Raw genomic sequence first — 22928 nt, forward strand, 5'->3', positions numbered from 1 at the left:
AGTTGGCTTCTAGGAAAGCTGACCGAAGCACTCGCGCCCGGCAAAGCGGGCACTGCTGCCGAGTTCTTCCTCGATACGGATCAGCTGGTTGTACTTCGCCAGCCGATCCGAACGTGCCAGCGAGCCGGTCTTGATCTGCCCGCAATTCGTCGCGACTGCCAGATCCGCGATAGTGGCATCCTCCGTCTCGCCGGAACGATGGCTCATGACGGCCGTGTAGCCGGCACGGTGGGCGATATCGACCGCCTGCATGGTTTCCGAAAGCGAACCGATCTGGTTGACCTTCACCAGCAGCGAATTCGCCAGCCCATCGGCGATGCCTTGCCTGAGGCGCTGCGGATTGGTGACGAACAGATCGTCACCGACGAGTTGCACGCGGTTGCCGATCTTGTCCGTCAAGGCCTTCCATCCGGCAAAATCATCCTCCGCCATGCCGTCTTCAATCGAACGGATCGGGTAGTCGTCGCATAGCTTCGCCAAATAGTCGGTCATCTCCTGTCCATTCAGTGACAGCTTTTCGCCCGTAATCTCGTATCTGTCATCGCGATAGAACTCCGTAGCGGCACAATCGAGCGCCAGCACAACATCGTCGCCAGGCTTGAACCCGGCCTGCTCGATCGACTTCATGATGAAATCCAGCGCGTCGCGGGTGGAAGCGATGTCGGGCGCGAAGCCGCCTTCATCGCCCACAGACGTCGCCAGACCCTTCTGGGCCAGACCTTTCTTCAGCGTGTGAAAGATTTCCGCGCCCCAGCGCACGGCTTCGGCAATACTGTCCGCCCCGACCGGCATGACCATGAATTCCTGTATGTCGATCGGATTGTCCGCGTGCTCGCCGCCGTTGATGATGTTCATCATCGGCACGGGCAGCAGATGCGCTCCCACGCCGCCGATATAGGAATAGAGCGGCAGACCGCGTGCATTGGCGGCGGCCTTGGAAATAGCGAGGCTCGTGCCGAGAATGGCATTCGCACCCAGACGGCTCTTGTTGTCTGTCCCGTCCAGGGCAATCATGACGCCGTCGATGTCGCGCTGGTCTTCCGCGTCGAGGCCGAGCAGATGATCGGCGATCTCGCCATTAACCGCATCCACGGCCCTCAGCACGCCTTTGCCAAGGTAACGAGCGGGATCCCCGTCACGAAGCTCCACCGCCTCATGTGCGCCGGTGGAGGCACCGGAGGGTACGGCAGCACGCCCGAAGCTTCCGTCGTCGAGCAGAATATCGACCTCTACCGTCGGGTTGCCGCGGCTGTCGAGGATCTCTCGCCCATGAATATCGATGATGGCTGTCATAAAATGCTCCGTTCCACGAAATGCGTTTGACGCAGACCAACGCCGCATCGCCTGCGCTGCGTCCTATAAGTCGGAACATTGGCGCGCAAGTTGCGTTGCCAATATGAAACCCCGGTCTTTTGTTCGTCGTTGTTTCGGCGGCAGTGGATCTGGGCGAATTGTTTTAACGCATCAGGGCAAAGGAAAAAGACCATGGCAGAAGCCGGCACACCCCCGCTTACCACCGAAAAGAGCAGCACCCGCAAGACGACCGCGCTGAACAACGCAACGGCGACCAATCCGGGCGGCTCGACCCGCAACGCCGACGATACCGCGACGAACACTTCCACCATCGTTGGGGATAATGCGTCTGAAACCGGTTCCGATGGCCGCAACGAGGCCAAGACACGCTTCAATTCTGCTTTGAACGAGGCGAAGGCCGGGGCCGCAGCGCTGAAGGCCGAAGCCGGGCATCGCGCAGACGATTACAAGACACGCGCCCGCGGTAAGGGTGATGACTTCCGTGCAGAAGCCAAGGCTTACGGCGATCAGGCGAAGGGCCGCGCCAATGAGTATGCCCTGGAAGGCAAGTCGAAGGTCAGCGGCGGCATAGCTTCGCTCGCTCGCCTGGTGGACGAAAACGCCTCCACGCTGGACGAGAAAATGGGCGCCCAATATGGCGACTATGCACGCACCGCTTCGCGTAGCCTGCAGGACACTGCCGACAGCCTCGACAACAAGAGCATCGAGGAACTGGGCGAAGACGTGCGTGAATTCGTGCGCAAGAGCCCCGGCACAGCCATCGGCATTGCAGCCGTGACCGGCTTCATGCTGTCGCGGATGTTCAGCACCGGACGTCGCTGATCCCTTCACTTTCCAGAAGGGAAGACTGAATGCTCGAAGAAAGTGTGCGGACCGATCCCACGATCGAAGCTGAAGTTTCGGAGACCCGCGAGGATCCTTATGCCGGCGGGTCTCTGACGGATGACATCACCGCTCTGTATCAAGACGGCAAGACTTACGCCGAGGCCGAACTGGCCTTTCAGAAGACTCGCGCCCGGTTCACTCTGGAAAAGGGCAAGAAAGGCGCCGTCTTTCTGGGAGGAGCGCTCGCGCTCCTCCACCTGGCGGGTATTGCTCTGGTAGTTGGCCTCGTGATCGCGTTGACGCCGCTCATAACGGCCTGGGGCGCAACTGCTGTCGTGGTCGCTGTTCTCGTCATCGGGGCGCTGGTCCTCGGCAGCATGGCCAAGAAGAAATTCACCACCATGTCCTCCGCCTATAAGGAGGATGGCCGATGAGCGGTTCGACAGTGGATATCGACAACCAGCTCCGGCAAGACCGGGCGATACGGGATAGTGCGAAAGCCGTGTTCATGCAGGACTACCACCATCTGCGTGAAGATCTGGCAGAAAAAGGTGTCGGATCGCGATTGTTCGATCGGGCGGCCATCGGCGCTACCGACGTGTTCGACGAAGCTGTCGAGGTTGCCGACAACAACCGGGGAGCTTTGTACGCCCTCTTGGCAGCCGTCGGCCTGTGGTTCGCTCGCAACCCGATCCTATCCATCTTTTCCAGCGATGACGATGATGATTACGACGACGATTGGGATGATGACGATTGGGACGACGAGGATGATTATCACGATTGAGCGATACGAATCTCAGGCACCGAAACTATAAGAATGAAGGCGGAGAATTTCCGATATGGATCAGACACAAGAACAGAAACGCGAAGAACTGCGCCAGAAGATCGAAGCCAGTGAAGCACGCAATGCCGAGCGGGGCTTGGGCGATTATGCCGCCGACATTCGCGACGGCACTGTCAATTTTGCCAAGGACCACCCGATTGCAGCAGTTGCAGGCGGCCTTGCTCTAGGCGTAGTGATCGCTTCGCTTATACCCGGGCCCGGTCGCCGGATGCGCCGCAGGGCGACCTCGAAGGCGTCCTCGCTCGCGAGCACGCTTAGCGAGCTCGGGATTGCATACGCCTCTGGCCTTTTCGAGACGGCGGGTGATCTCGCAGAGGACCTCGGCGATGGCATCAGCGACAAGGCACGTCATCTGAACAGGGAGGCGCATTACCGGGCCGGGGAAACAGGCGATGCCGCTCGTGCACTGTCCCGTCGTGCCGGCAAGAAAGCAAGCCGTACCCTGCGTGATTTGCGCCGCTAATTTTGTAAATCAGCAGAGCCTCAATTCGGCGCGGCAGGCTTGGCCTGTTGCGCCGAAGACGTTAGTGGGGAACATTATCTTCATCTAATCCGGACCGCAGCGGCTATAACCCCGCAAGCGCTTCAAAGAGGTTCAGACATGGCCGAAAAAGAGAGCAAGCAACTTCTGCACCTGGTGATGGGCGGCAGGGTCAAGGACCCCCGCACCCTTGAATTTCAGGATCCCGAGAGCATTCACGTGGTCGGCGTGTTCAGCAATTTCGAATCTGCCGAAGAAGCATGGCGCGGCAATGCGCAACGCACGGTGGACGATGCCGAAATGAAGTATGTCATCGTTCACCTGCACAAGCTTCTCGATCCGGAAGCTTGATCAGCGCACATTTGCCTGGACGGACGAAAAAGGCCCCCGAACCGGGGGCCTTTTCTTTTGCCACAAACTTGCGGAGTTCAGATGAACTCGATTTTCTGCACCAGGTAGAACTTGTCGCCAGAAGGAACAGTCACTTCCACTTCCTCATCCACCTTCTTGCCGATGAGAGCGCGTGCCATGGGTGAACTGTAGGAGATACGACCGCTGTTCGCATCGGCCTCGGTCTGGCCGACGATTTGATACTTCACCGGCTTGTCGTCTTCGTCGAGCAACGTCACCGTTGCGCCAAAAATCACCCGATCACCGGAAAGGCTTTTCGGATCGATAATCTGGGCGCGAGAAACCTTGTCCTCAATGTCGGAAATCTGGGCCTCGACCTGCCCCTGCCTTTCTTTCGCCGCGTGATATTCGGCGTTTTCGGAAAGATCGCCATGCGCGCGGGCTTCCTCGATCGCATCGACGATCTTGGGCCGTTCGGCGCGCAAGGCCTTCAGATCGCTGGTCAGGCGCTCATACCCTTCGGCGAGCATCGGGACCTTTTCCATGTCAGATTCCAGTCTGTTTCAGCCGCTCTCGAACAAGACGTCCTCTTGCCGTTCCAGAAATTGAAACGGCGCTTGCAGGACCGAAATGTTCGAGGGCAGCGCGGTTGTTTCAGCTATGATAGTCCTGCAGCGGCTTCACTTCAAGCTGGCTGACCTTAACCGATGCGATAGCCCGGCTTGCTGCCACAGACGCGGCCGCTGTGGTATAGGACGGTATCTTCATCTGCAGGGCCGTTGCGCGGATTGATTTTGAATCGATCAGGCTCTGCCAACCCTCGGTCGTGTTGAACACAAGGTCCACTCTGCCATCGATCATCCGGTCCACGATATGCGGCTGCCCCTGAGCGACCTTGTTGATCCTTTCGACCGTCAAACCCTTCTCAGCCAGGAAAACGGCGTTTCCATCGGTCGCCAGGACGGAGAAACCCTGTTCGATCAGCGTGCGAACCGCAGGAACGATCGCCTCCCGGTCGCTTTCCTTGACTGAGACGAAGACGGTGCCTTTCTCTGGCAACGTGACCCCCGCCCCCAATTGCGACTTGAAGAACGCCGCTGGGAAGTCGCTGTCGATCCCCATGACTTCGCCCGTCGACTTCATTTCGGGCGACAGGACCGGGTCTGCGCCGGGGAAGCGGGCGAAAGGAAACACCGCCTCCTTCACCGCCATGTAGCCGAGCTCGCGCCGAATAGGCGGGAATGCGGAAAGCATTTCGCCCGCCATGATCCGGGCCGCAACTTTCGCGACGGGGAAGCCGACAGCTTTCGCAACGAAGGGAACGGTGCGGCTTGCCCGGGGATTGACCTCGATCAGATAGACCAGTTCATTACCGCTCTCGTCCGCCTTGATAGCGAATTGGCTGTTCATCAGACCGCGAACTCCGAGTGCCAGCGCCAGCTTTCTGGCCTGATCCTCCATCTCGGCGATTACCGCATCTGACAGACTGTAGGGCGGCAGGGTGCAGGCGCTGTCGCCAGAATGCACCCCGGCTTCCTCGATATGCTGCATCACGCCTGCGATTACCACGTCCGTCCCGTCGCAAAGCGCGTCAACGTCGCATTCGATCGCATCACGAAGATATTGGTCGATCAGGACAGGAGAATCACCCGACACATTGACTGCAGTCGCGATATAATCATCAAGCTGGGCCTCGCTGTCCACGATCTCCATCGCACGGCCGCCCAGCACGTAAGAGGGGCGCAACAGGACCGGATAGCCAATGCTGCGCGCGACGGCGGCTGCCTCGTCACGGCTGCGGGCGATTCCATTTTCGGGCTGACGCAGCCCCAGTTTTCCGACCAGCTTGGCGAAGCGTTCACGGTCTTCGGCAAGATCGATGGCATCGGGGCTGGTGCCGAGGATCGGAATGCCTTCGTCTTCCAGCGCCTGCGCCAGTTTCAGCGGCGTCTGCCCGCCGAATTGCACGATAACCCCGACCAACTCGCCATTCTGCTGCTCGACGCGCAGGATCTCCAGCACGTCCTCCGCCGTGAGCGGCTCGAAATAGAGGCGGTCGGACGTGTCGTAATCGGTGGAGACAGTCTCCGGGTTGCAATTGACCATGATGGTCTCGAACCCGGCTTCGTCGAGCGCAAAACAGGCGTGGCAGCAGCAATAGTCGAATTCGATGCCCTGCCCGATCCGGTTCGGCCCGCCGCCGAGGATCACGACCTTGCGGCGGTCGCTCGGCCATGCCTCGTTCTCCGGCTCGCCGAAGCTTGGCGCTTCGTAGGTCGAATACATATAGGGCGTGATCGCCTCGAACTCGGCGGCGCAGCTGTCGATGCGCTTGAACACGGGATGCACGCCCAGCTTTTCGCGAAGCTGGCGAACTTCCTTTTCCGAAGTGGCACCAGCCATGGCGCGCAGCGTGTCGTGCAGCAGCCCGCTGCGACGCGCCTGCGTTTCCGCCAGGCCGCCTGCTACGCCGACGCTGCGCACGGCCAATGTGGCGAGACGCTTGTCGGAAAAGCCCATCGCCTTCAACCGGCGCATTTCCGCTGCATCACGAGGCAGGCCGGTATGGCCGAGCATACGTTCTTCGTAGATGATGGCTTCGATCTGGCGCAGGAACCATGCGTCATAGCCAGTGATGGGCTGGATTTCCTCCACCGTCATGCCTTCGCGGAATGCCTGGGCGACGTTCAGCAGCCGGTCGGGGGTGCGGCGCGACAGGGCGGCGGTGATGACATCCCTGCTCGTTCCCTCGAATTCGACGACGCGGTTGAAGCCGTCCAGCCCCGTTTCCAAACCGCGCAAGGCTTTCTGCATGCTCTCGGCGAAGCTGCGGCCGATCGCCATCACTTCACCCACGGACTTCATCGCGGTGGAGAGATCGTCCTTCGACCCCTTGAACTTTTCGAAGGCGAAGCGCGGTATCTTCGTGACGACGTAATCGATGGTCGGCTCGAAACTGGCCGGGGTCGCGCCGGTGATCTCGTTCGTGATCTCGTCCAGCGTGTAGCCGACGGCGAGCTTCGCCGCGACGCGCGCGATGGGGAACCCGGTCGCCTTGGATGCGAGCGCACTGGAACGCGAAACCCGCGGGTTCATCTCGATCACGATCAGCCGGCCATCAGCTGGATTAACTGCGAACTGTACGTTGGAACCGCCTGTTTCGACGCCGATTTCACGCAGCACGGCGATGCTGGCCGAGCGCATGATCTGGTATTCCTTGTCGGTCAGCGTCAGCGCCGGAGCGACAGTGATGGAATCGCCGGTATGAACGCCCATAGGGTCTACATTCTCGATTGCACAGACGATGATGCAATTGTCGGCGCGGTCGCGCACGACTTCCATCTCGAACTCTTTCCAGCCGAGAAGCGATTCCTCGATCAGCACCTCGTTCGTGGGGCTGGCGTCGATGCCCTCGCGGGTGATGCGTTCGAATTCGGCCTTGTTGTAGGCAATCCCGCCGCCCGTTCCGCCAAGGGTGAAGCTCGGGCGGATGATCGCAGGCAGGCCGGTACGTTCGAGAACGGCGAAAGCTTCATCAACCGAGTAAGCGACACCGCTGCGCGCGCTTTCCAGGCCGATGCTGTCCATTGCCTCACGGAAGCGCTGGCGATTTTCCGCCTTGTCGATGGCGTCGGCATTGGCGCCGATCATCTGCACGCCGTACTTCTCCAGCGTCCCGTCATTCGCCAGTGCGAGGGCACAATTCAGCGCCGTCTGCCCGCCCATTGTCGGCAGCACCGCATCGGGGCGTTCCTTGGCGATGATCTTCGCGACGATCTCGGGCGTGATCGGCTCGACATAGGTCGCGTCCGCCATCTCGGGATCGGTCATGATCGTGGCAGGGTTGGAATTGACGAGGATGACGCGGTAGCCCTCCTCCTTCAGCGCCTTGATCGCCTGCGTGCCGGAATAGTCGAACTCGCAAGCCTGTCCGATAATGATCGGACCAGCGCCAATGACGAGGATCGAGGAAATGTCTGTACGTTTGGGCATTATTTGCTCTGCTGTATTGGGATGGCATTATAGCTACCACTGACGATCTTAGTCCCATTTAGCGCCTGCCAACCGTGAAAAGAAGCGCCGTAAGCAGATGCTGATTCGCAAACTCGACGACTCAGAAGAAAGTAGTCATTGCTATTAAAAGACACGAGATCCACCGACGAGACGAGCATTGAGTGCTCTTCCGAGAGAGGCAAAAGAACGCTATCGATCATTGCGGAGAAATTAGGGTTCTCCACGATAACTTTATATTCGGAGAGAGATTCCTGAACTAGGGTCAAGGATTCATGATCACCGTACAGCGAGAAAACGATCTTAGGTCCGACGACCAACCAATTCTCAGAATCCATTTGCCATTCAATTTGGAAATCATCCAAGCATTGACTTACGGGTTCAGCGTGAACGGTGCTCGGCAGATGAGCCAAGCTCAAGCTGACTAGGATCAGTAAAGCAGGCAACCTCATCTCAACACCTCCACGAACTTCTCGAACAGGTAAAAGCTGTCCTGAGGACCCGGACTTGCCTCCGGGTGATACTGCACACCGAAAGCCTTCTTGCCGCTGATCGCGATGCCGCAGTTCGAGCCATCGAACAGGCTCACATGCGTCTGTTCGACGTCAGCTGGCAGCGTGTCACCATCGACAGCGAAACCGTGGTTCATGCTGGTGATCTCCACCAGACCCTGCGTGTCGCCCCATCCCTCGCCCACGCGCTGCACCGGGTGGTTTGCGCCGCGGTGGCCCTGATGCATCTTCTTCGTCTTCGCGCCCGCTGCCAGAGCGAGCAGTTGGTGACCGAGGCAGATGCCAAAGATCGGCATGTCGCGGTCGAGCAAATTGCGGATCACCGGCACTGCCCGCTCTCCGGTAGCGGCAGGGTCGCCCGGCCCGTTGGAGAGGAACACGCCCGCGGGCTCATGCGCCATGATCTCGTCGACGCTCGCGCTGGCGGGGACGACTGTTACCCGCGCTCCGGCGCGCGCCAGATTGCGGAAAATGTTGTCCTTCGAACCGTAGTCGATCGCGACGACATGCGGCTTCGCCTCGCCGCCCGCCTGCTCCGAACTGCTGGCATAGCCCTTGCCCAAAACCCACTCGCCGCCATCCCAGCTTTCGGCCTTCTCGCGGCTGACCCGGCTGGCCAGGTCCATGCCTTCCAATCCGGCCCATTCGGCAGCCTGCCTCTGCAATTCGCGAATGTCGAAGCGACCGTGCGGATCATGCGCGATCACGGCGTTCTGCGCGCCCGACAAACGGATGCGGCGCGTCAGTGCGCGGGTATCAACGCCGGACAGGCCGATGCGTCCTTCTGTCGCCATCCAGCTTGCGAACTGATCTTTTGCGCGAAAGCTGGAATGCGGCGTCACTTCCTCGCGCACGATGCAGCCGACTGTGCTTTCGACCCGGCTTTCGCGGTCTTCGTCATTCGCGCCTACATTGCCGATATGGGGAAAGGTAAAATTGACGATCTGCGCTGCGTAGCTCGGATCGGTCATCACTTCCTGATAGCCGGTCATCGCCGTGTTGAAGCACAACTCGCCAACAGCGGAGCCGGAAGCGCCGAAGCCCTTGCCCCAGACGGTAGTGCCGTCAGCCAGAACGAGGACTCCCGTCGCACCCAAAGGTTGCGCAGGGCTTGTGGCGGGGTCGGCCATGGGGCGCTCCGATTGCAAAGGTTTTCCGGCGATGTCGCTAAGCCGCAGCGGCTAGGCTGCGCGGCCCCCTTCGTCAAGCGGCCATCTGTTCACAGCCGTTCAAGATGGCGATTTCCCGGCGCGGCTATGGCGGGCGCGGGCGCATCTTGTATAGCATTCGCAAGATTCTCCCTTGCACAAGGAATTGCAGATGCTGCGCGAACACGTTCAGAAAGAAACCATTGCCGCCATGAAGGCCGGCAACAAGCCGCGCACGGCGGCCCTGCGGCTCATCGGTGCCAAGATCAAGGACCGGGATATCGAAAATCGCACGGCGAAAAGCGTGCCCGATGACGACGATCTCGTGACCGAGGTGCTGCAGAAAATGGCGAAGCAGCGCCGCGAATCTATCCAGATGTATGAGGATGGCGGGCGCACGGAACTGGCCGATCAGGAGAAGGCCGAACTGGCGGTGATCACGGAATTCCTGCCGCAGATGATGGACGAAGGCGAAACGCGCGCCGCCATTGCGCAGGTCAAGACGGATCTCGGTGCCGATTCGGTGAAGGACATGGGCAAGGTAATGGCCGAGTTGAAGAGCCGACACGGCGCCACGCTGGACATGTCCAAGGCCAGCGGCCTTGTGAAGGACAGCTTCGCCTGAAAGCCGTCCCTTTAGCAAACGACGCGAGGCCGTCCGCGCCGCTGGCGGATCCGATGCAAGACCTGTAAGGCAGATCGCATGGCGCTTTCCCCTCAATGGCTAGACGAATTGCGGGCTCGCATTTCGCTGTCGAGCCTGATCGGGCGCACGACCAAGCTGCAGAAGGCGGGGCACGAGTACAAGGCCTGCTGCCCCTTCCACGACGAAAAATCGCCAAGCTTTACGGTCAGCGATCAAAAAGGGTTTTACCATTGCTTCGGCTGCGGCGCGCACGGCGATGCGATCCGCTGGATGACGGACCAGCGCGGCCTGCCCTTCATCGATGCAGTTAAGGAACTGGCGAGCGAGGCGGGTCTGGAGATGCCGGAGCCCGATCCGCGCGCCGCACAGGCGGCGCAGCAACGCGCGGGGCTGCATGACGTCACTCAGGCGGCGCAGGAGTGGTTCGTGGCCCAATTGCAGTCCGAGGCGGGAACCAAGGCGCGTGAATACCTCGCCGGACGCGGCTTCGATGCCCATACCGCCGCTCGGTTCGGTTTTGGCTATGCTCCTGCCGACCGGCAGGCGATGAAGCAGGCGTTGAGCCAGTTCGATGAAAAGGAACTGATCGAAACAGGGCTGCGCATCGATGTGGAAGGCAAGCCGCCTTACGACCGCTTCCGCGACCGCCTGATGCTGCCTATTCAGGACTTGCGAGGCCGCGTGATCGGCTTCGGCGGACGTATCCTGCAAAGCGAGACCGACGCGCCCAAATATCTGAACTCGCCGGAAACGCCGCTGTTCGACAAGGGGCGCACTCTCTACAATCTCCATCGTGCCGGGCCGGCATCGCGGCAGACGGAACGGATCGTCGTGGTCGAAGGCTACATGGATGTGGTCGCCCTCGCCGCCGCAGGGTTTGAAGATGCGGTCGCGCCGCTCGGCACCGCTTTGACAGAGCAGCAGATCGAGCTGTTGTGGCGCCAGGTTCCCCGACCCATCTTGTGTTTCGACGGCGATGCCGCAGGCAAGCGAGCGGCGATGCGGGCGGCCACGCGTGCCCTTCCCATGTTGCGCCCTTCCCATTCGCTCGCGATCGTGTCGCTGCCGGCAGGCAAGGACCCGGACGATCTGCTGAGGGAAAAAGGCGTTGCGGCGCTGGAGGATCTGCTGGCTGCGCCTGCCAGCCTGCTCGACATGCTGTGGCAGCATGAGCGCGACGCGCAGCCTCTCCATTCTCCCGAGGACAAGGCCGGGCTGAAGGCGCGGCTGCTGGCGCATGTGGAAAGCATCGGCGATCCCGACATCGCCGCTCTCTACAAGCGTGAATTCCTCGAACGCTTTTCTGCCTTCGCCTTTCCCCCGCGCGAGCGTGAACCGTGGGTGAAGAACAACACTACCGCGCCGTTCAAGCGCGGCGCGTTCCGAAAAGCGGCCGACCCTGTCCTTTCGCCCGAAGCGTCCAGGCGTTTGCGGCACATGAGCGAAGGAGGCAGCCGCGACGGGCTCGCAGCCGCCGTCGTCGCGGGACTGATGCGGCATCCGGCAGAGGTCATGCGCCATGCCGAGGCGCTCTCACGCTACGCCGGCAGCGATCCGCGCGTTGCACCTTTCGTGGATTCTCTCCTCGACGCAGCGGAATTGCTTGAACCGGGGCACAAATCGCCCATATCGGGCAGTGAAGGCCAGGCCGCGCCGCCCGAAGACACCCGTTTTTCCTTTCTCGTCGAAGGAACCGACCCTCAGGTCGCGCGCGAAGATCTGGCCGAAGCCGTGTCGCTGCTGGTGGAGCGGCCCGCGCTCGAAGCGGCCCTTGCGGCAGCGACGGCGCGGTTCGAGTCCGATCCGGAAGGCGCTTTCGCCGAGCAGCAGCGCCTGCTCAAACGAAAGCTGGCTTTCGAAAAGCGACTCGGGCAGATGGCAAGCAACCGGGCCAATCGTTTGGCCCAGGACAATTCAGAACCCGTTGCGGCGCATGGCGATGCGTTGACGGGCCAGGTAACGGACTGACAACAGATCGATGGCTTCCGAAGCGAACACGAAAAAGAATGACGATGCGCCTCTTATCGACCTCAACGAGGCATCGATCAAGAAGCTGATCTCAAAGGCGAAGAAGCGCGGCTATGTCACTTATGACGAGCTGAACGAAGCGCTCCCGCAGGACCAGATGAACAGCGAGCAGATCGAGGATGTCATGTCCGCGATCAGCGAAATGGGCGTCAACATTGTCGAGAATGACGAGGAAGCGGAAGCCGATACCGATTCGGATGGCGACGGCGACAGCGATGTCGAGGAAATCACCGCCGACGATTCCAAGGAAGCGAAAAAGCCTGCTGCTGCGCCGAAGAAGCTCGCCGCAGGCGAGCGCACCGATGACCCTGTGCGGATGTATCTGCGCGAGATGGGCGCGGTGGAACTCCTCAGCCGCGAGGGCGAGATCGCCATCGCCAAGCGAATCGAGGCTGGCCGCGACATGATGATCATTGGCCTTTGCGAAAGCCCGATTACCTTTCACGCGATCATTCATTGGTCGGAAGCGCTGAACAACGAGGAAATGCAGCTTCGCGAGATCCTCGATCTAGACGCCATGCTTTCGAAGGAACCCCCCGTCGACAAGATGGAAGAGGGCGAGGACGACGACAGCGGCGAAATTAGCGAGGAAACCGCCGGCCCCACCATCCGCGACGATGACGAGGATGAGTCCGACGACGATTCCAGCGACGACGAAGATGACGAGGAAGGTGGCTCCAAGCGGCGCGACGATGACGAGGAGGAGGACAACACCCTCTCCCTCGCCCAGATGGAAGCTGCACTGAAGCCGGACGCCATTATCCGCTTCGCACGCATCACCGACCTTTTCCGCAAGTTCGAGAAGCTGCAGGCTGAGCGTGTCGACACGATCGGCCGCGGCGACGAATTTCCTGCCGCCAAGGAAAAGAAGTACGAGTCCTTGCGCGAAGAGCTGACCGCCGAAGTTGAAAGCGTTCAGTTCCACGCGACCAAGATCGAATTCCTGGTCGATAATCTCTACGCCTTTAATCGCAGGCTGACCGCCCTCGGTGGCCAGATGCTGCGCCTTGCCGAACGGCACAAGGTCAAACGCATCGAGTTCCTCAATGCCTATATCGGCAATGAGATGGACGATAGCTGGCTGAAGGCTAACGCGAAGAAGGACAAGAAATGGGCCGCCTTCGCTTCAAAGGAAGCGGAAGCGGTAGAGCGCATCCGGGCCGAAATCGCCGACATCGCCGCGAATACCGGCATGAGCCTCGAAGAATTCCGCCGCATCGTGAACATGGTCCAGAAAGGCGAGCGCGAAGCGCGTATCGCGAAGAAGGAAATGGTTGAGGCCAATCTGCGCCTCGTTATCTCCATCGCGAAGAAATACACCAATCGCGGCCTGCAGTTCCTCGACCTTATTCAAGAAGGCAACATCGGCCTGATGAAGGCCGTCGACAAATTCGAGTATCGCCGCGGTTACAAGTTCAGCACCTATGCGACGTGGTGGATCAGGCAGGCGATTACCCGCTCGATTGCGGACCAGGCCCGCACCATTCGCATTCCGGTTCACATGATCGAGACGATCAACAAGCTGGTGCGTACCAGCCGCCAGTTCCTGCACGATCAGGGCCGCGAACCGACGCCGGAGGAAATGGCTGAAAAGCTGTCGATGCCGCTCGAAAAAGTTCGCAAGGTGATGAAGATCGCCAAGGAGCCGATCAGCCTCGAGACGCCCATCGGCGATGAGGAAGATTCGCACCTCGGTGATTTCATCGAGGACAAGAATGCGATCATCCCGGTCGATGCAGCCATTCAGGCCAACCTCAAGGAAACCGTCACCCGCGTCCTCGCAAGCCTCACTCCGCGTGAGGAACGCGTGCTGCGGATGCGCTTTGGTATCGGCATGAACACCGATCACACACTGGAGGAGGTCGGCCAGCAGTTCAGCGTGACACGCGAACGTATCCGCCAGATCGAGGCCAAGGCACTGCGCAAGCTGAAGCACCCCAGCCGCAGCCGCAAGATGCGCAGTTTCCTCGACCAGTAGGTCACTCGTTCCGGCCTTGGCAGCTGTCGACAGACAGACGCCGGGGTTGGCAGTTTCAGGCGGCGTGTTCAAAGCGGCGCGCTTTCTGCGAAAGGTTAATTCATGAAAATCGCGATCGCTTCCGATCACGCCGCGTTGGAGATGAAATCCGATCTCGTGGAATGGTTGATCGAAGCGGGTCATGAGGTCGCCGATCTCGGCCCCGACAGCAGCGACAGCGTGGATTATCCCGATTATGGTTACAAGCTCGCCGATGTCATTGCCGAAGGCACGGCAGAGCGCGGGATCGCACTTTGCGGATCGGGCATCGGGATATCCATGTCCGTCAACCGCAACCCGGCAGTGCGCTGCGCTCTGGTTTCGGAACCTTTTTCCGCTTCGCTGGCCCGCGAACACAATGACGCGAACTGCCTCGCCCTCGGCGCCCGGCTGACAGGCAGCGATTTGGCGAAAGCCTGCGTTTCGGCTTTTCTCGAAACGGAATTTGCAGGCGGCCGCCACCAGCGCCGCGTCGACAAGCTCACCACCCCTCCCCGCTGACACGCTTCGCTAGAAAAGGTGCGATGATGACCGACGCCCTCCCCCCCGGCACACAGCGTTTCTGGTGCGACAGCCTGTCCGAAGCGGACCCGGAGATTTACGAAGCCGTTCGCAACGAGCTCGGCCGCCAACGCGACAAGATCGAGCTGATCGCCAGCGAGAACATCGCCAGTCGCGCCGTGCTGGAAGCGACGGGTTCCGTTTTCACCAACAAATATGCCGAAGGCTATCCCGGCAAGCGGTATTACGGCGGCTGCGACTATGCCGATGTCGTGGAGAACCTGGCCATTGAGCGGGCGAAGAAGCTGTTCGGCTGCGATTTCGCCAATGTTCAGCCTAATTCCGGCAGCCAGATGAACCAGGCCGTGTTCCTAGCCCTGCTGCAGCCGGGCGACACTTTCATGGGACTCGATCTCAATTCCGGCGGTCACCTCACGCACGGTTCTCCCGTGAACATGAGCGGCAAGTGGTTCAGCCCGGTCGCCTATGGTGTCCGGCAGGACGACGAATTGATCGACATGGACGAGGTCGCGTCGATCGCCCGCGAGCACAAGCCCAAGCTCATCATCTGCGGCGGCACCGCCTATTCACGCGGCTGGGACTTCGCCCGCTTTCGTGAAATTGCGGATGAAATAGGCGCATGGCTGCTATGCGACATGAGCCATATATCCGGCCTTGTCGCCGGCGGCGTTCACGATTCACCTTTCCCCCATGCGCATGTGGTGACCAGCACTACCCACAAGAGCCTGCGCGGGCCGCGTTCGGGCATCATCCTCACCAATGACGAGGCGCTGGCCAAGAAGTTCAACAGTGCCGTTTTCCCGGGCATGCAGGGCGGTCCGCTCGTCCATGTCATCGCCGCCAAGGCGGTCGCCTTCGCCGAAGCGCTGCGGCCCGAATTCAAGACCTATGCCAAGGCTGTGCAGGACAACGCCCGCGCGCTTGCCGCCAGCCTGCAGGACAGCGGGTTGCGCATCGTTTCGGGCGGCACGGACAATCATTCCATGCTGGTCGACCTCACCGTTGCACGTGGCGGCGGCGACGTGACCGGCAAAGCGGCGGAAAAGGGCCTCGATCGGGCCTATCTCACCTGCAACAAGAATGGCATTCCTTTCGACAAGCGCAGCCCCTTCGTCACCAGCGGCATCCGGCTCGGCACGCCCGCCGGGACGACGCGCGGCTTCGGAACCGATGAATTCCGCATAATAGGCGGCCTGATCGCCGAAGTGGTGGAGGGAATGGCGCGAAACGGCGATGACGGCGACGGACAGGTGGAACAAACGGTGCGCCAGCGCGTCGGGGAACTGTGTGAATCATTCCCCGTCTATCCAGGAAGATAAAAGATGAACAACGACGATCGAGATACCCTGCACCCCGTCACCGCGACCGAAGATCACGTCATGGCGACCCATGATGCATACGAGCGCCCCAGCCTTGCCGGTGACGCCACTCGCGAAGCCAAGGGAATGTTCTCCGACGGGATGAAGCACCCGAGCACTAAGCCGGTGCTGACCGGCGCAGCAGTCGGCGCAGTGGCAGGCATTCTGCTGCCGTTCGTGACGCTGCCCCTTGGTGCCGTAGCCGGTGCAGGTTACGCCTTCTACAAGCGCGTCCGTCCCTGATCCATGCGCTGTCCTTTCTGTGTCCATGACGACAGCCAGGTCAAGGACAGCCGACCGACCGAAGACAACACGGCCATACGCCGCCGGCGCCAGTGCGCGCATTGCGGGGCGCGGTTCACCACCTTTGAACGGGTGCAATTGCGTGAAGTGACCGTGGTCAAGAACGATGCCGGTGGCGGGGAACGCCGCCGGCAGACTTTCGACAGGCGTAAGCTGGAGCAATCTGTCTCGCTCGCCTGCCGCAAGCGCAACATCACGCAAGAGACGATCGACCAGCTGGTTTCCGGCATTCAGCGGCAGATCGAAACGGCCGGAGAGGCCGAAGTCTCCTCCGCCCGTATCGGCGAGCTGGTGATGGAAGGCCTGCGGCAGATCGACAGCGTGGCCTATATCCGCTTCGCGTCCGTCTACCGCGACTTCAGCGAGGCGCGGGATTTCGAACAATTCGCCAGCAGTGTGCGCGATGTCGCAACCGACTGACCGCTCGTCATCAGCCGACACCGCGCCAGTCATCGTTCTCGTCAGGCCGCAGCTTGGCGAGAACATTGGCAAGGCCGCCCGCGCCATGCTGAACTTCGGTATGGTGGAACTGCGCCTTGTCGAACCGCGCGATGGTTGGCCCAATCCCTCTGCCGGTCCCGCAGCGGCTGGTGCAGATGTGGTGCTTGAGAAAGCGCAGGTGTACCAGTGTACTGCAGAGGCTGTCGCCGACTGCTCCCATGTCTATGCGACCACCGTGCGCAAGCGCGGCGTGACCAAGCCCGTCCTGACCCCCGAAGCTGCGATCCGCACGATTGCAAGTGAGCAGGGGCGCAGCGCCATCCTGTTCGGCCCTGAACGATCCGGGCTCGACATGAACGATGTGGCGCTCGCCCGGGCGATCATCACCGTGCCGATCAATCCCGAGTTCGGCTCTCTCAACCTGGCGCAGGCCGTGATACTCTGCGCCTACGAATGGTCGAAGACGCGCGATCTGTCGCAGCCACCGCTGGAAGACCATCTCCCGCCTGCCCCTCAGGCTGAACTCGACGGCCTTATTCAGCACATCGAGGCCATGCTGGAGCCAAAGGGCTATTTCGAGCCTGAAATTCGCGCTGACGTCACCCGCCGCACATTGCGGACGGTGCTGACCAAACCGCGCTGGAACCACCTCGAGATCAGAACCTTGCGCGGCGTCCTGACGACGCTGGGCCGCAAGGGCCGTAGAGGTGATCCGCGCCAGAATTGACCTGCTCCGGCACGCTTGACTTGGCGGCCATGAAACGGCAAGGGGCGCGGGTACGAATTGGCTCCGCACCCCGGTGAAGCGGCAGCCACGTCCGGCATCAGGCCGGGCGGTGCGATACCGGGTTCAAGCGCCGGAGATTGCCCGAAGCATCGGGCAGTGGCGATAGCAGATTGGAGACGACATCATGTCGAAGCGCAAAAGCGCCAAGTATAAACTCGACCGCCGGATGGGTGAAAACATCTGGGGTCGCCCTAATTCTCCCGTCAACAAGCGGTCCTATGGCCCCGGCCAGCACGGCCAGCGCCGCAAGAGCAAGGTTTCGGACTACGGTCTGCAGCTGCGCGCGAAGCAGAAGCTGAAGGGCTATTACGGCGACGTTACCGAAAAGCAGTTCAAGCGCAGCTACACCGAAGCCAGCAAGATGAAGGGCGATACCAGCCAGAATCTCATTGGCCTTCTGGAACAGCGCCTGGACATGGTGGTCTATCGCGCCAAGTTCGCCCCCACCATCTGGGCCGCGCGCCAGATCGTCAATCATGGCCACATCCGCGTGAATGGCGAAAAGTGCAACATCGCCAGCCGCCGCGTGCTGGTCGGCGACGTCATTAGCCTCGGCGACAAGGCCAAGGAAATGGCGCTGATCATCGAAGCGCAGAGCCTGCCCGAGCGTGACATTCCCGACTACGTCTCGCCCGACGGCACCGACAAGGTGACCTTCACCCGCGTTCCCAAGCTTGACGAAGTGCCCTATCCGGTCACGATGGAACCGAATCTGGTCGTCGAGTTCTACTCGCGCTGATCATCCGGTCTTCCGAAACCTGCAAAAGGGCGGTCCTGTGGGCCGCCCTTCTTGTTAATGCGGTGGGCTGTCGCAGGATCTGGACTGGATCAGGTTCTCCGATCCCACTCCACCAGTTCATAAGCTATCGAGCTTTCAACCAGCGCATCCCAGATCGCCGCCAGTTCGTGTGACGGTAAACCACGGTCCTCCGCGTCCCGAGTTGCCGCATATACTACGGCCCTCTTCCGGGCCTCGTCCCGCACTGCTTCACGATCCTTCTTTATCCGCGCTGCGGCGCGCATGTATCCATAACGCCGATCTAGCAGCGCCATCAGTTCCCGATCGGTCGCATCGACGCCCTCCCGCACCTCACCCATGGTCATGCAATCTTCGGGCAGTTTGCAGTTCATTTGTCGCTCCCAAGGTAATCACGGCGGAAGTTCGCTGCAAATCCAGCGAAGCGTCCGCCTTCTATCGCGTCGCGCATGGCTGCCATCAATTGCTGATAAAATGACAGATTATGCTCGGTCATCAGCATGGCGCCGAGGATTTCTCCGGCCTTCTGCAAATGATGCAAATAGGCGCGCGAATAGGTTGCGCAGGTCGGGCAAATGCAGCGTTCGTCCAGCGGTCCTGTATCTTCCGCGAAGCGCGCGTTGCGAATGTTCAGAGGTCCGTTCCAGGTAAATGCCTGGCCATTCCGGCCTGAACGGCTGGGCAGGACGCAGTCGAACATGTCGACCCCGCGCTCCACCGCTCCGACCAAATCGTCGGGTTTTCCGACGCCCATCAAGTAGCGCGGTGCGTCCGCCGGCAATTGGGCAGGAGCGAAGTCGAGCGTCGCGAACATCGCGTCCTGCCCTTCACCCACCGCCAGCCCACCTATTGCATAGCCGTCGAAACCGATGGCGCGGAGGGCATCGGCGCTCGACTTCCGTAATCCTTCATCCAAAGCGCCCTGCTGTATGCCGAACAGAGCCGCCCCGTCGGCGTGATCTGCGCCAGCGTCGAATGCATCGCGGCTGCGCCTGGCCCAGCGCATCGACATCTCCATCGAGGATGCGATCGCATTGCGCCCCTGGTCGGCACGCGGGCATTCGTCGAAGGCCATGACGATGTCCGAACCGAGCAGCCGCTGGATCTCCATCGACCTTTCAGGCGTCAGAAGATGGCGCGACCCGTCGATATGACTGCGAAACTCGACACCGTTCTCCGTCAGCTTCCGCAATTCGGATAGGCTCATCACCTGATAGCCGCCGCTATCGGTCAGGATCGGGCGATCCCAGTTCATGAAGCGGTGCAGACCGCCCAATCGCGCCACCCGTTCCGCACCGGGCCGCAGCATGAGGTGATATGTATTGCCCAGGATGATATCGGCGCCGGTCGCCCGCACGGCTTCGGGCTTCATCGCCTTCACCGTCGCTGCCGTTCCGACCGGCATGAAGGCCGGTGTGCGGATCGTGCCCCTGCGCATCGCGATATTGCCGGTGCGCGCCTGTCCGTCCTGCGCGGCAAGGGTGAATGAAAATCGGGGCGGCATGTAACTAGAATCCATAAACGACGGTGAAGCGGGACAGCGTATCTGTCGATACAGCGCCCGGCGCAGGATTGCTGTTATAATCGACCGTATAGGAAAGGCGTGTGCTGACGCGATCACTGATCTTCGCGCGAAGTGCAGTGACGAGGTTCAGCGTGGTGTTCGAGGAATCGATAATGACGGTCGCACTACCGGCCGCTTCCGCGACCATGTTGGTATCCTGACTGACGGTAATCCCGTCGGCGATCTGCCAGTCGAAGTCGAGGCCGATCAGTCCGGCGAGGCTGTTCTCCGTTTCGCCGCTGACGAAGACCGTCCTGCGGTAGGCCGGTCCGGCCTTCACCGACAGCTTGAAATCACCCTTGTCCAGAAGCTGATAGCCAAGCCCTCCGGAAACGGCCTGCCGCGACTCGAACCCTTGAAAGCGGTCGCTTTCATATTGCAGAAGGCCATAGGCAAACAGGCCATCGTCAATGTCGTAGCGTGGCTCATATGCCGCCAGATACTGCTCCCGCGTAGTCCTGCCGTTCGACCGTTGGTAATCCCCGTGCGCGCGCAAGCGGTGGCTCCAGTCCACACCTTTGCGATTGAGTTCCAGAGTGCCGGTGACGCCAACATTGGTGTTATTGCCATCAGCGTAGAAGGCACCGATCTGCCCTTCCCCGTCCCATCGCTCGAACATTCCGGCTGAACGAATGGCTTCAGCTTTGGCGCTCGCTAATTCCGCTTTTCGCGCTGCATCCCTTGCGAGAAAAGCGTCGTGCAGCGCCTTGATCTCAGCGGCATCATCGGGATTCGTCTGCTTTGCGATTTCGACCACCGTGGCGATCTTCTCGGCATTGCCGGTGGCGATGGCGGCGTCGATCATGGCGCGAACGGGTTGCGGCATGGCCGCCTGCAGCGGAGCCGCAAAAAGTAAGGCGGTCAGCGGGACGGCGATACGATACATGCCGTCCTGCTAACGTCCTGTCATCGCTTTCGCCACACTTTTCGGCATGAATGCCGTGGCGAGGAATTGACTATTCCTTTAGCGATGCTTCGAGAAACTGCCCTACGCGGTTCAGCATGATGCCGCGAGCCTGCCCGTGTTCGAGATAGTGATCGAGACCTTCGAATTCGAGGTAATCGACAGTCTTGCCGCTGCCTTCCAGGCGGCTCTTCATCAGTTTGGATTGCGCGACTCCCGTATTCAGGTCGACAGTCCCGTGCACCAGCAGCACAGGTGCATCGAACCTGTCGGCATGCCGCGCGGGTGAACCCGCCGCAACGTGAGGGCCCGTGCCGATGAACCGGTCAGTGGCACGAAAGTTGGTGTACCGGCGGCTTTCTTCCCGCAGCAGTTCGAGATCGGTTACCGGCGCGATCGCAACGACAGCCTTGTAGAGCGACGGATCGAGAACCTGTGACTGCAATGCGGCATAGCCGCCATAGGACCAGCCCATGACGCCCATCCGGTCGCCGTCGGCAATGCCTTGCCACACGAGCCACCGGCCTGCATCGTTGACATCGGAAATCGCGGTTTCCCACGCCTGAAATCCGTTCTTGCCGAACCATGCTTCGCCGTAACCGGCAGACCCGCGGAAGTTGGGCTGCATGACAGCATAGCCGCGGGCGACAAGGAACTGGACCAGCCAATCGAAGCCCCATTCGTCGCGGGCGCCGGGCCCGCCATGCGGAAGCACGATAGCTGGCAGGTTTCGTCCATCGCTGCCGGGCGGCAGGGTTAAATAGCCGGGGATCGAGGTTCCGTCTGCTGCAGGGAAGTTCACCGGCTGCATCTGCCCCATCTCGACATCGACCAGCGGATCGCGCAGCGGCAGGAGTTCGGACAGTTGGCGCGAGTCCTTCTTGTACAGGTAAGCCACCCCCGGGTCGGTGTCGCTCGATGCTATCAGGACGAGGCTGTTCTCATCCTCGCTCGCGTCCTTGATCGAGATCAGGGGCGTTCCGGGCAGAGCCTTGCCCAGCGACGAAGCAAGCCTCTCCAGTTCAGGGTCGAAATACTTCACCTGCCGTTTCTCGGTGGCATAGCTTGCCCCTACGACCCGGCGCTTGCGGCCGATGCGAATGAGGGAATCCACATCCACATCGTCGCGCGACATGACGAGGTTCCTGCGGTTGGTTCCGTCCAGGGCAACGGTATAGAGCGCCCGATAGCCGTTGTGACTGTCGAAACCGTAAGCGAGGTTGTTTTTGCTATCGACCGCCACGGGCCAGAACCCCTCTGCGATACTACCGCCCGCATCCACGGCGGACAGGGGCTTCCAATCATCGGAAGCAGCGTCGCGATAGAGATAGCGATAATCGTTGCCGTCATACCCGCCGGCGGTGCTGTCGGCGACCATCATGATGCGCACGCGGCCGTTCTCGTCCGCTATATAGAGCTGGGCCTTGTCATTGGGCTTTTCCACGGTTCTGGTGCGACCGTTGGTGATGTCAAAAAGATCGACGCCAAGCCCTTCCCGATCTTCGAACAGTCGCGTGCCCGGCCCGCTGTTCTTGATGTAATCACGGGTCATCAGGATGCGCTCCTCCTCACCGTCGATGTCGAGAGCGAGGATCGATCCACCGTCCTGAAGGAGGCCTAGCGTCTTGTAGGTGGAGTCGGGCGACAGGCGGATTACCTTCCCATCCTCGGCAGAAATGCCCAGCATTCGGGTGAAATAGATCAGCGTCCCGCCGACTTCCTGAATTCCGTAGACTTCGCATATTATTCGGCTGTCGGTTGCCCAATCGCACCATTGGAGGCGGGCATTGGCCTGATTCATCGTAATCAGCGAAACGGGCTCGGCCGACGAATTCAGATCGACGGTGTAGATGGTTTCATCCGCTGCATTACCGGGGGCGATGTATAGAATCCGGTCACCCGACGGCGAGATGGAAATGTCCGTCAGCGACTGACGTGCGCCGAACCTTGCCGCCGTTTGCCCCAGTTCTTCCGCCGCGACCGGCAACGCGACCATTGCCGCAGCAGCGGCCAGAACAACCCCGTAAGTCTTCATTGATAGATCCCCCCGCTCCAATGAGCGCCCGACAAACTATATCATCAGAAGCCAACTGAAAGATCAAAATTCATGCCGGT

General features: G+C 60.6%; 23 protein-coding genes. 14 read left to right on the plus strand and 9 right to left on the minus strand.

Features of this window, described 5'->3' with window-relative positions:
* Window positions 1-9: 9 nt before the first annotated feature.
* A complete protein-coding gene (eno, locus tag G7A66_RS01885) occupies window positions 10-1293 on the minus strand; it encodes a phosphopyruvate hydratase (RefSeq protein WP_174294011.1) in 1284 nt (427 codons plus the stop codon).
* Window positions 1294-1485: 192 nt separating this feature from the next.
* Between eno and G7A66_RS01890 the strand changes: the two genes are divergently transcribed.
* The 5 genes from G7A66_RS01890 (at window position 1486) to G7A66_RS01910 (ending at window position 3815) form a co-directional block, all read left to right on the plus strand.
* Window positions 1486-2136 (plus strand): hypothetical protein, encoded by a 651-nt coding sequence (locus tag G7A66_RS01890; protein ID WP_206675020.1) that lies wholly within the window; start codon window positions 1486-1488, stop codon window positions 2134-2136.
* A gap of 29 nt (window positions 2137-2165) precedes the next feature.
* Window positions 2166-2573 (plus strand): phage holin family protein, encoded by a 408-nt coding sequence (locus tag G7A66_RS01895; protein WP_174294012.1) that lies wholly within the window; start codon window positions 2166-2168, stop codon window positions 2571-2573.
* Complete coding sequence (locus G7A66_RS01900; protein ID WP_174294013.1) at window positions 2570-2923, plus strand: hypothetical protein; 354 nt, start codon at window positions 2570-2572, stop codon at window positions 2921-2923. The genes G7A66_RS01895 and G7A66_RS01900 overlap by 4 nt, the downstream gene beginning before the upstream one ends.
* A gap of 55 nt (window positions 2924-2978) precedes the next feature.
* Window positions 2979-3446 (plus strand): hypothetical protein, encoded by a 468-nt coding sequence (locus G7A66_RS01905; RefSeq protein WP_174294014.1) that lies wholly within the window; start codon window positions 2979-2981, stop codon window positions 3444-3446.
* Window positions 3447-3584: 138 nt separating this feature from the next.
* Complete coding sequence (locus tag G7A66_RS01910) at window positions 3585-3815, plus strand: DUF4170 domain-containing protein (RefSeq protein WP_174294015.1); 231 nt, start codon at window positions 3585-3587, stop codon at window positions 3813-3815.
* A 77-nt stretch (window positions 3816-3892) separates the two neighbouring features.
* Here the strand turns inward: G7A66_RS01910 and greA are convergent, their stop codons facing one another.
* The 4 genes from greA to carA form a co-directional block, all read right to left on the minus strand.
* A complete protein-coding gene (gene greA, locus G7A66_RS01915) occupies window positions 3893-4360 on the minus strand; it encodes a transcription elongation factor GreA (protein ID WP_174294016.1) in 468 nt (155 codons plus the stop codon).
* Between the two features lie 109 nt (window positions 4361-4469).
* Window positions 4470-7808 (minus strand): carbamoyl-phosphate synthase large subunit, encoded by a 3339-nt coding sequence (gene carB / locus G7A66_RS01920; protein ID WP_174294017.1) that lies wholly within the window; start codon window positions 7806-7808, stop codon window positions 4470-4472.
* Window positions 7808-8191: a hypothetical protein gene (locus G7A66_RS01925; RefSeq protein ID WP_174294018.1), complete on the minus strand. Its 384-nt coding sequence runs from the start codon at window positions 8189-8191 to the stop codon at window positions 7808-7810. Before G7A66_RS01925 ends, carB begins: the two co-directional genes overlap by 1 nt.
* Before the next feature lie 83 nt (window positions 8192-8274).
* Window positions 8275-9468 carry a glutamine-hydrolyzing carbamoyl-phosphate synthase small subunit gene (gene carA, locus G7A66_RS01930; RefSeq protein WP_174294019.1) on the minus strand — a complete coding sequence of 398 codons (1194 nt, stop codon included), beginning with the start codon at window positions 9466-9468 and terminating at the stop codon, window positions 8275-8277.
* A 190-nt stretch (window positions 9469-9658) separates the two neighbouring features.
* Here carA and G7A66_RS01935 point away from each other — a divergent pair, with 190 nt between their 5' ends.
* The 9 genes from G7A66_RS01935 to rpsD all read left to right on the plus strand — a co-directional run bounded on the left by G7A66_RS01935 (window position 9659) and on the right by rpsD (window position 18327).
* Window positions 9659-10111, plus strand: a complete 453-nt coding sequence (locus G7A66_RS01935) for a GatB/YqeY domain-containing protein (protein WP_174294020.1) — start codon at window positions 9659-9661, stop codon at window positions 10109-10111.
* Between the two features lie 78 nt (window positions 10112-10189).
* Entirely contained in the window at window positions 10190-12100 is a 1911-nt protein-coding gene (dnaG, locus tag G7A66_RS01940) for a DNA primase (protein WP_174294021.1), read from the plus strand.
* A gap of 10 nt (window positions 12101-12110) precedes the next feature.
* Window positions 12111-14138, plus strand: coding sequence for an RNA polymerase sigma factor RpoD (gene rpoD, locus G7A66_RS01945; RefSeq protein ID WP_174294022.1), 2028 nt, complete (start codon window positions 12111-12113; stop codon window positions 14136-14138).
* Window positions 14139-14240: 102 nt separating this feature from the next.
* Window positions 14241-14678 (plus strand): ribose 5-phosphate isomerase B, encoded by a 438-nt coding sequence (gene rpiB / locus G7A66_RS01950; protein ID WP_174294023.1) that lies wholly within the window; start codon window positions 14241-14243, stop codon window positions 14676-14678.
* 23 nt (window positions 14679-14701) lie between these two features.
* On the plus strand, window positions 14702-16018 hold the full coding sequence (gene glyA / locus G7A66_RS01955) for a serine hydroxymethyltransferase (protein WP_174294024.1): 1317 nt from the start codon (window positions 14702-14704) through the stop codon (window positions 16016-16018).
* 3 nt (window positions 16019-16021) lie between these two features.
* Window positions 16022-16300 (plus strand): hypothetical protein, encoded by a 279-nt coding sequence (locus G7A66_RS01960; RefSeq protein ID WP_232366596.1) that lies wholly within the window; start codon window positions 16022-16024, stop codon window positions 16298-16300.
* Window positions 16301-16303: 3 nt separating this feature from the next.
* The gene (gene nrdR / locus G7A66_RS01965) at window positions 16304-16780 is read left to right on the plus strand and encodes a transcriptional regulator NrdR (protein ID WP_174294025.1); all 477 of its coding nucleotides are present in this window, start codon (window positions 16304-16306) and stop codon (window positions 16778-16780) included.
* The gene (locus G7A66_RS01970) at window positions 16764-17528 is read left to right on the plus strand and encodes an RNA methyltransferase (RefSeq protein WP_174294026.1); all 765 of its coding nucleotides are present in this window, start codon (window positions 16764-16766) and stop codon (window positions 17526-17528) included. The genes nrdR and G7A66_RS01970 overlap by 17 nt, the downstream gene beginning before the upstream one ends.
* A 184-nt stretch (window positions 17529-17712) precedes the next feature.
* Complete coding sequence (gene rpsD / locus G7A66_RS01975; protein ID WP_170005270.1) at window positions 17713-18327, plus strand: 30S ribosomal protein S4; 615 nt, start codon at window positions 17713-17715, stop codon at window positions 18325-18327.
* An 89-nt stretch (window positions 18328-18416) separates the two neighbouring features.
* Here rpsD and G7A66_RS01980 read toward each other — a convergent pair whose 3' ends face one another.
* The 4 genes from G7A66_RS01980 to G7A66_RS01995 all read right to left on the minus strand — a co-directional run bounded on the left by G7A66_RS01980 (window position 18417) and on the right by G7A66_RS01995 (window position 22848).
* Window positions 18417-18719: a chorismate mutase gene (locus G7A66_RS01980; protein WP_174294027.1), complete on the minus strand. Its 303-nt coding sequence runs from the start codon at window positions 18717-18719 to the stop codon at window positions 18417-18419.
* Window positions 18716-19849, minus strand: a complete 1134-nt coding sequence (gene tgt, locus G7A66_RS01985) for a tRNA guanosine(34) transglycosylase Tgt (protein ID WP_174294028.1) — start codon at window positions 19847-19849, stop codon at window positions 18716-18718. Before tgt ends, G7A66_RS01980 begins: the two co-directional genes overlap by 4 nt.
* Window positions 19850-19853: 4 nt before the next feature.
* Window positions 19854-20795, minus strand: coding sequence for a DUF481 domain-containing protein (locus tag G7A66_RS01990; RefSeq protein ID WP_174294029.1), 942 nt, complete (start codon window positions 20793-20795; stop codon window positions 19854-19856).
* Window positions 20796-20865: 70 nt separating this feature from the next.
* Window positions 20866-22848: an alpha/beta hydrolase family protein gene (locus G7A66_RS01995; RefSeq protein ID WP_174294030.1), complete on the minus strand. Its 1983-nt coding sequence runs from the start codon at window positions 22846-22848 to the stop codon at window positions 20866-20868.
* Window positions 22849-22928 lie beyond the last annotated feature (80 nt).

The organism is Alteripontixanthobacter muriae (genome assembly GCF_013336795.1).
Lineage (GTDB): Bacteria > Pseudomonadota > Alphaproteobacteria > Sphingomonadales > Sphingomonadaceae > Pseudopontixanthobacter > Pseudopontixanthobacter muriae.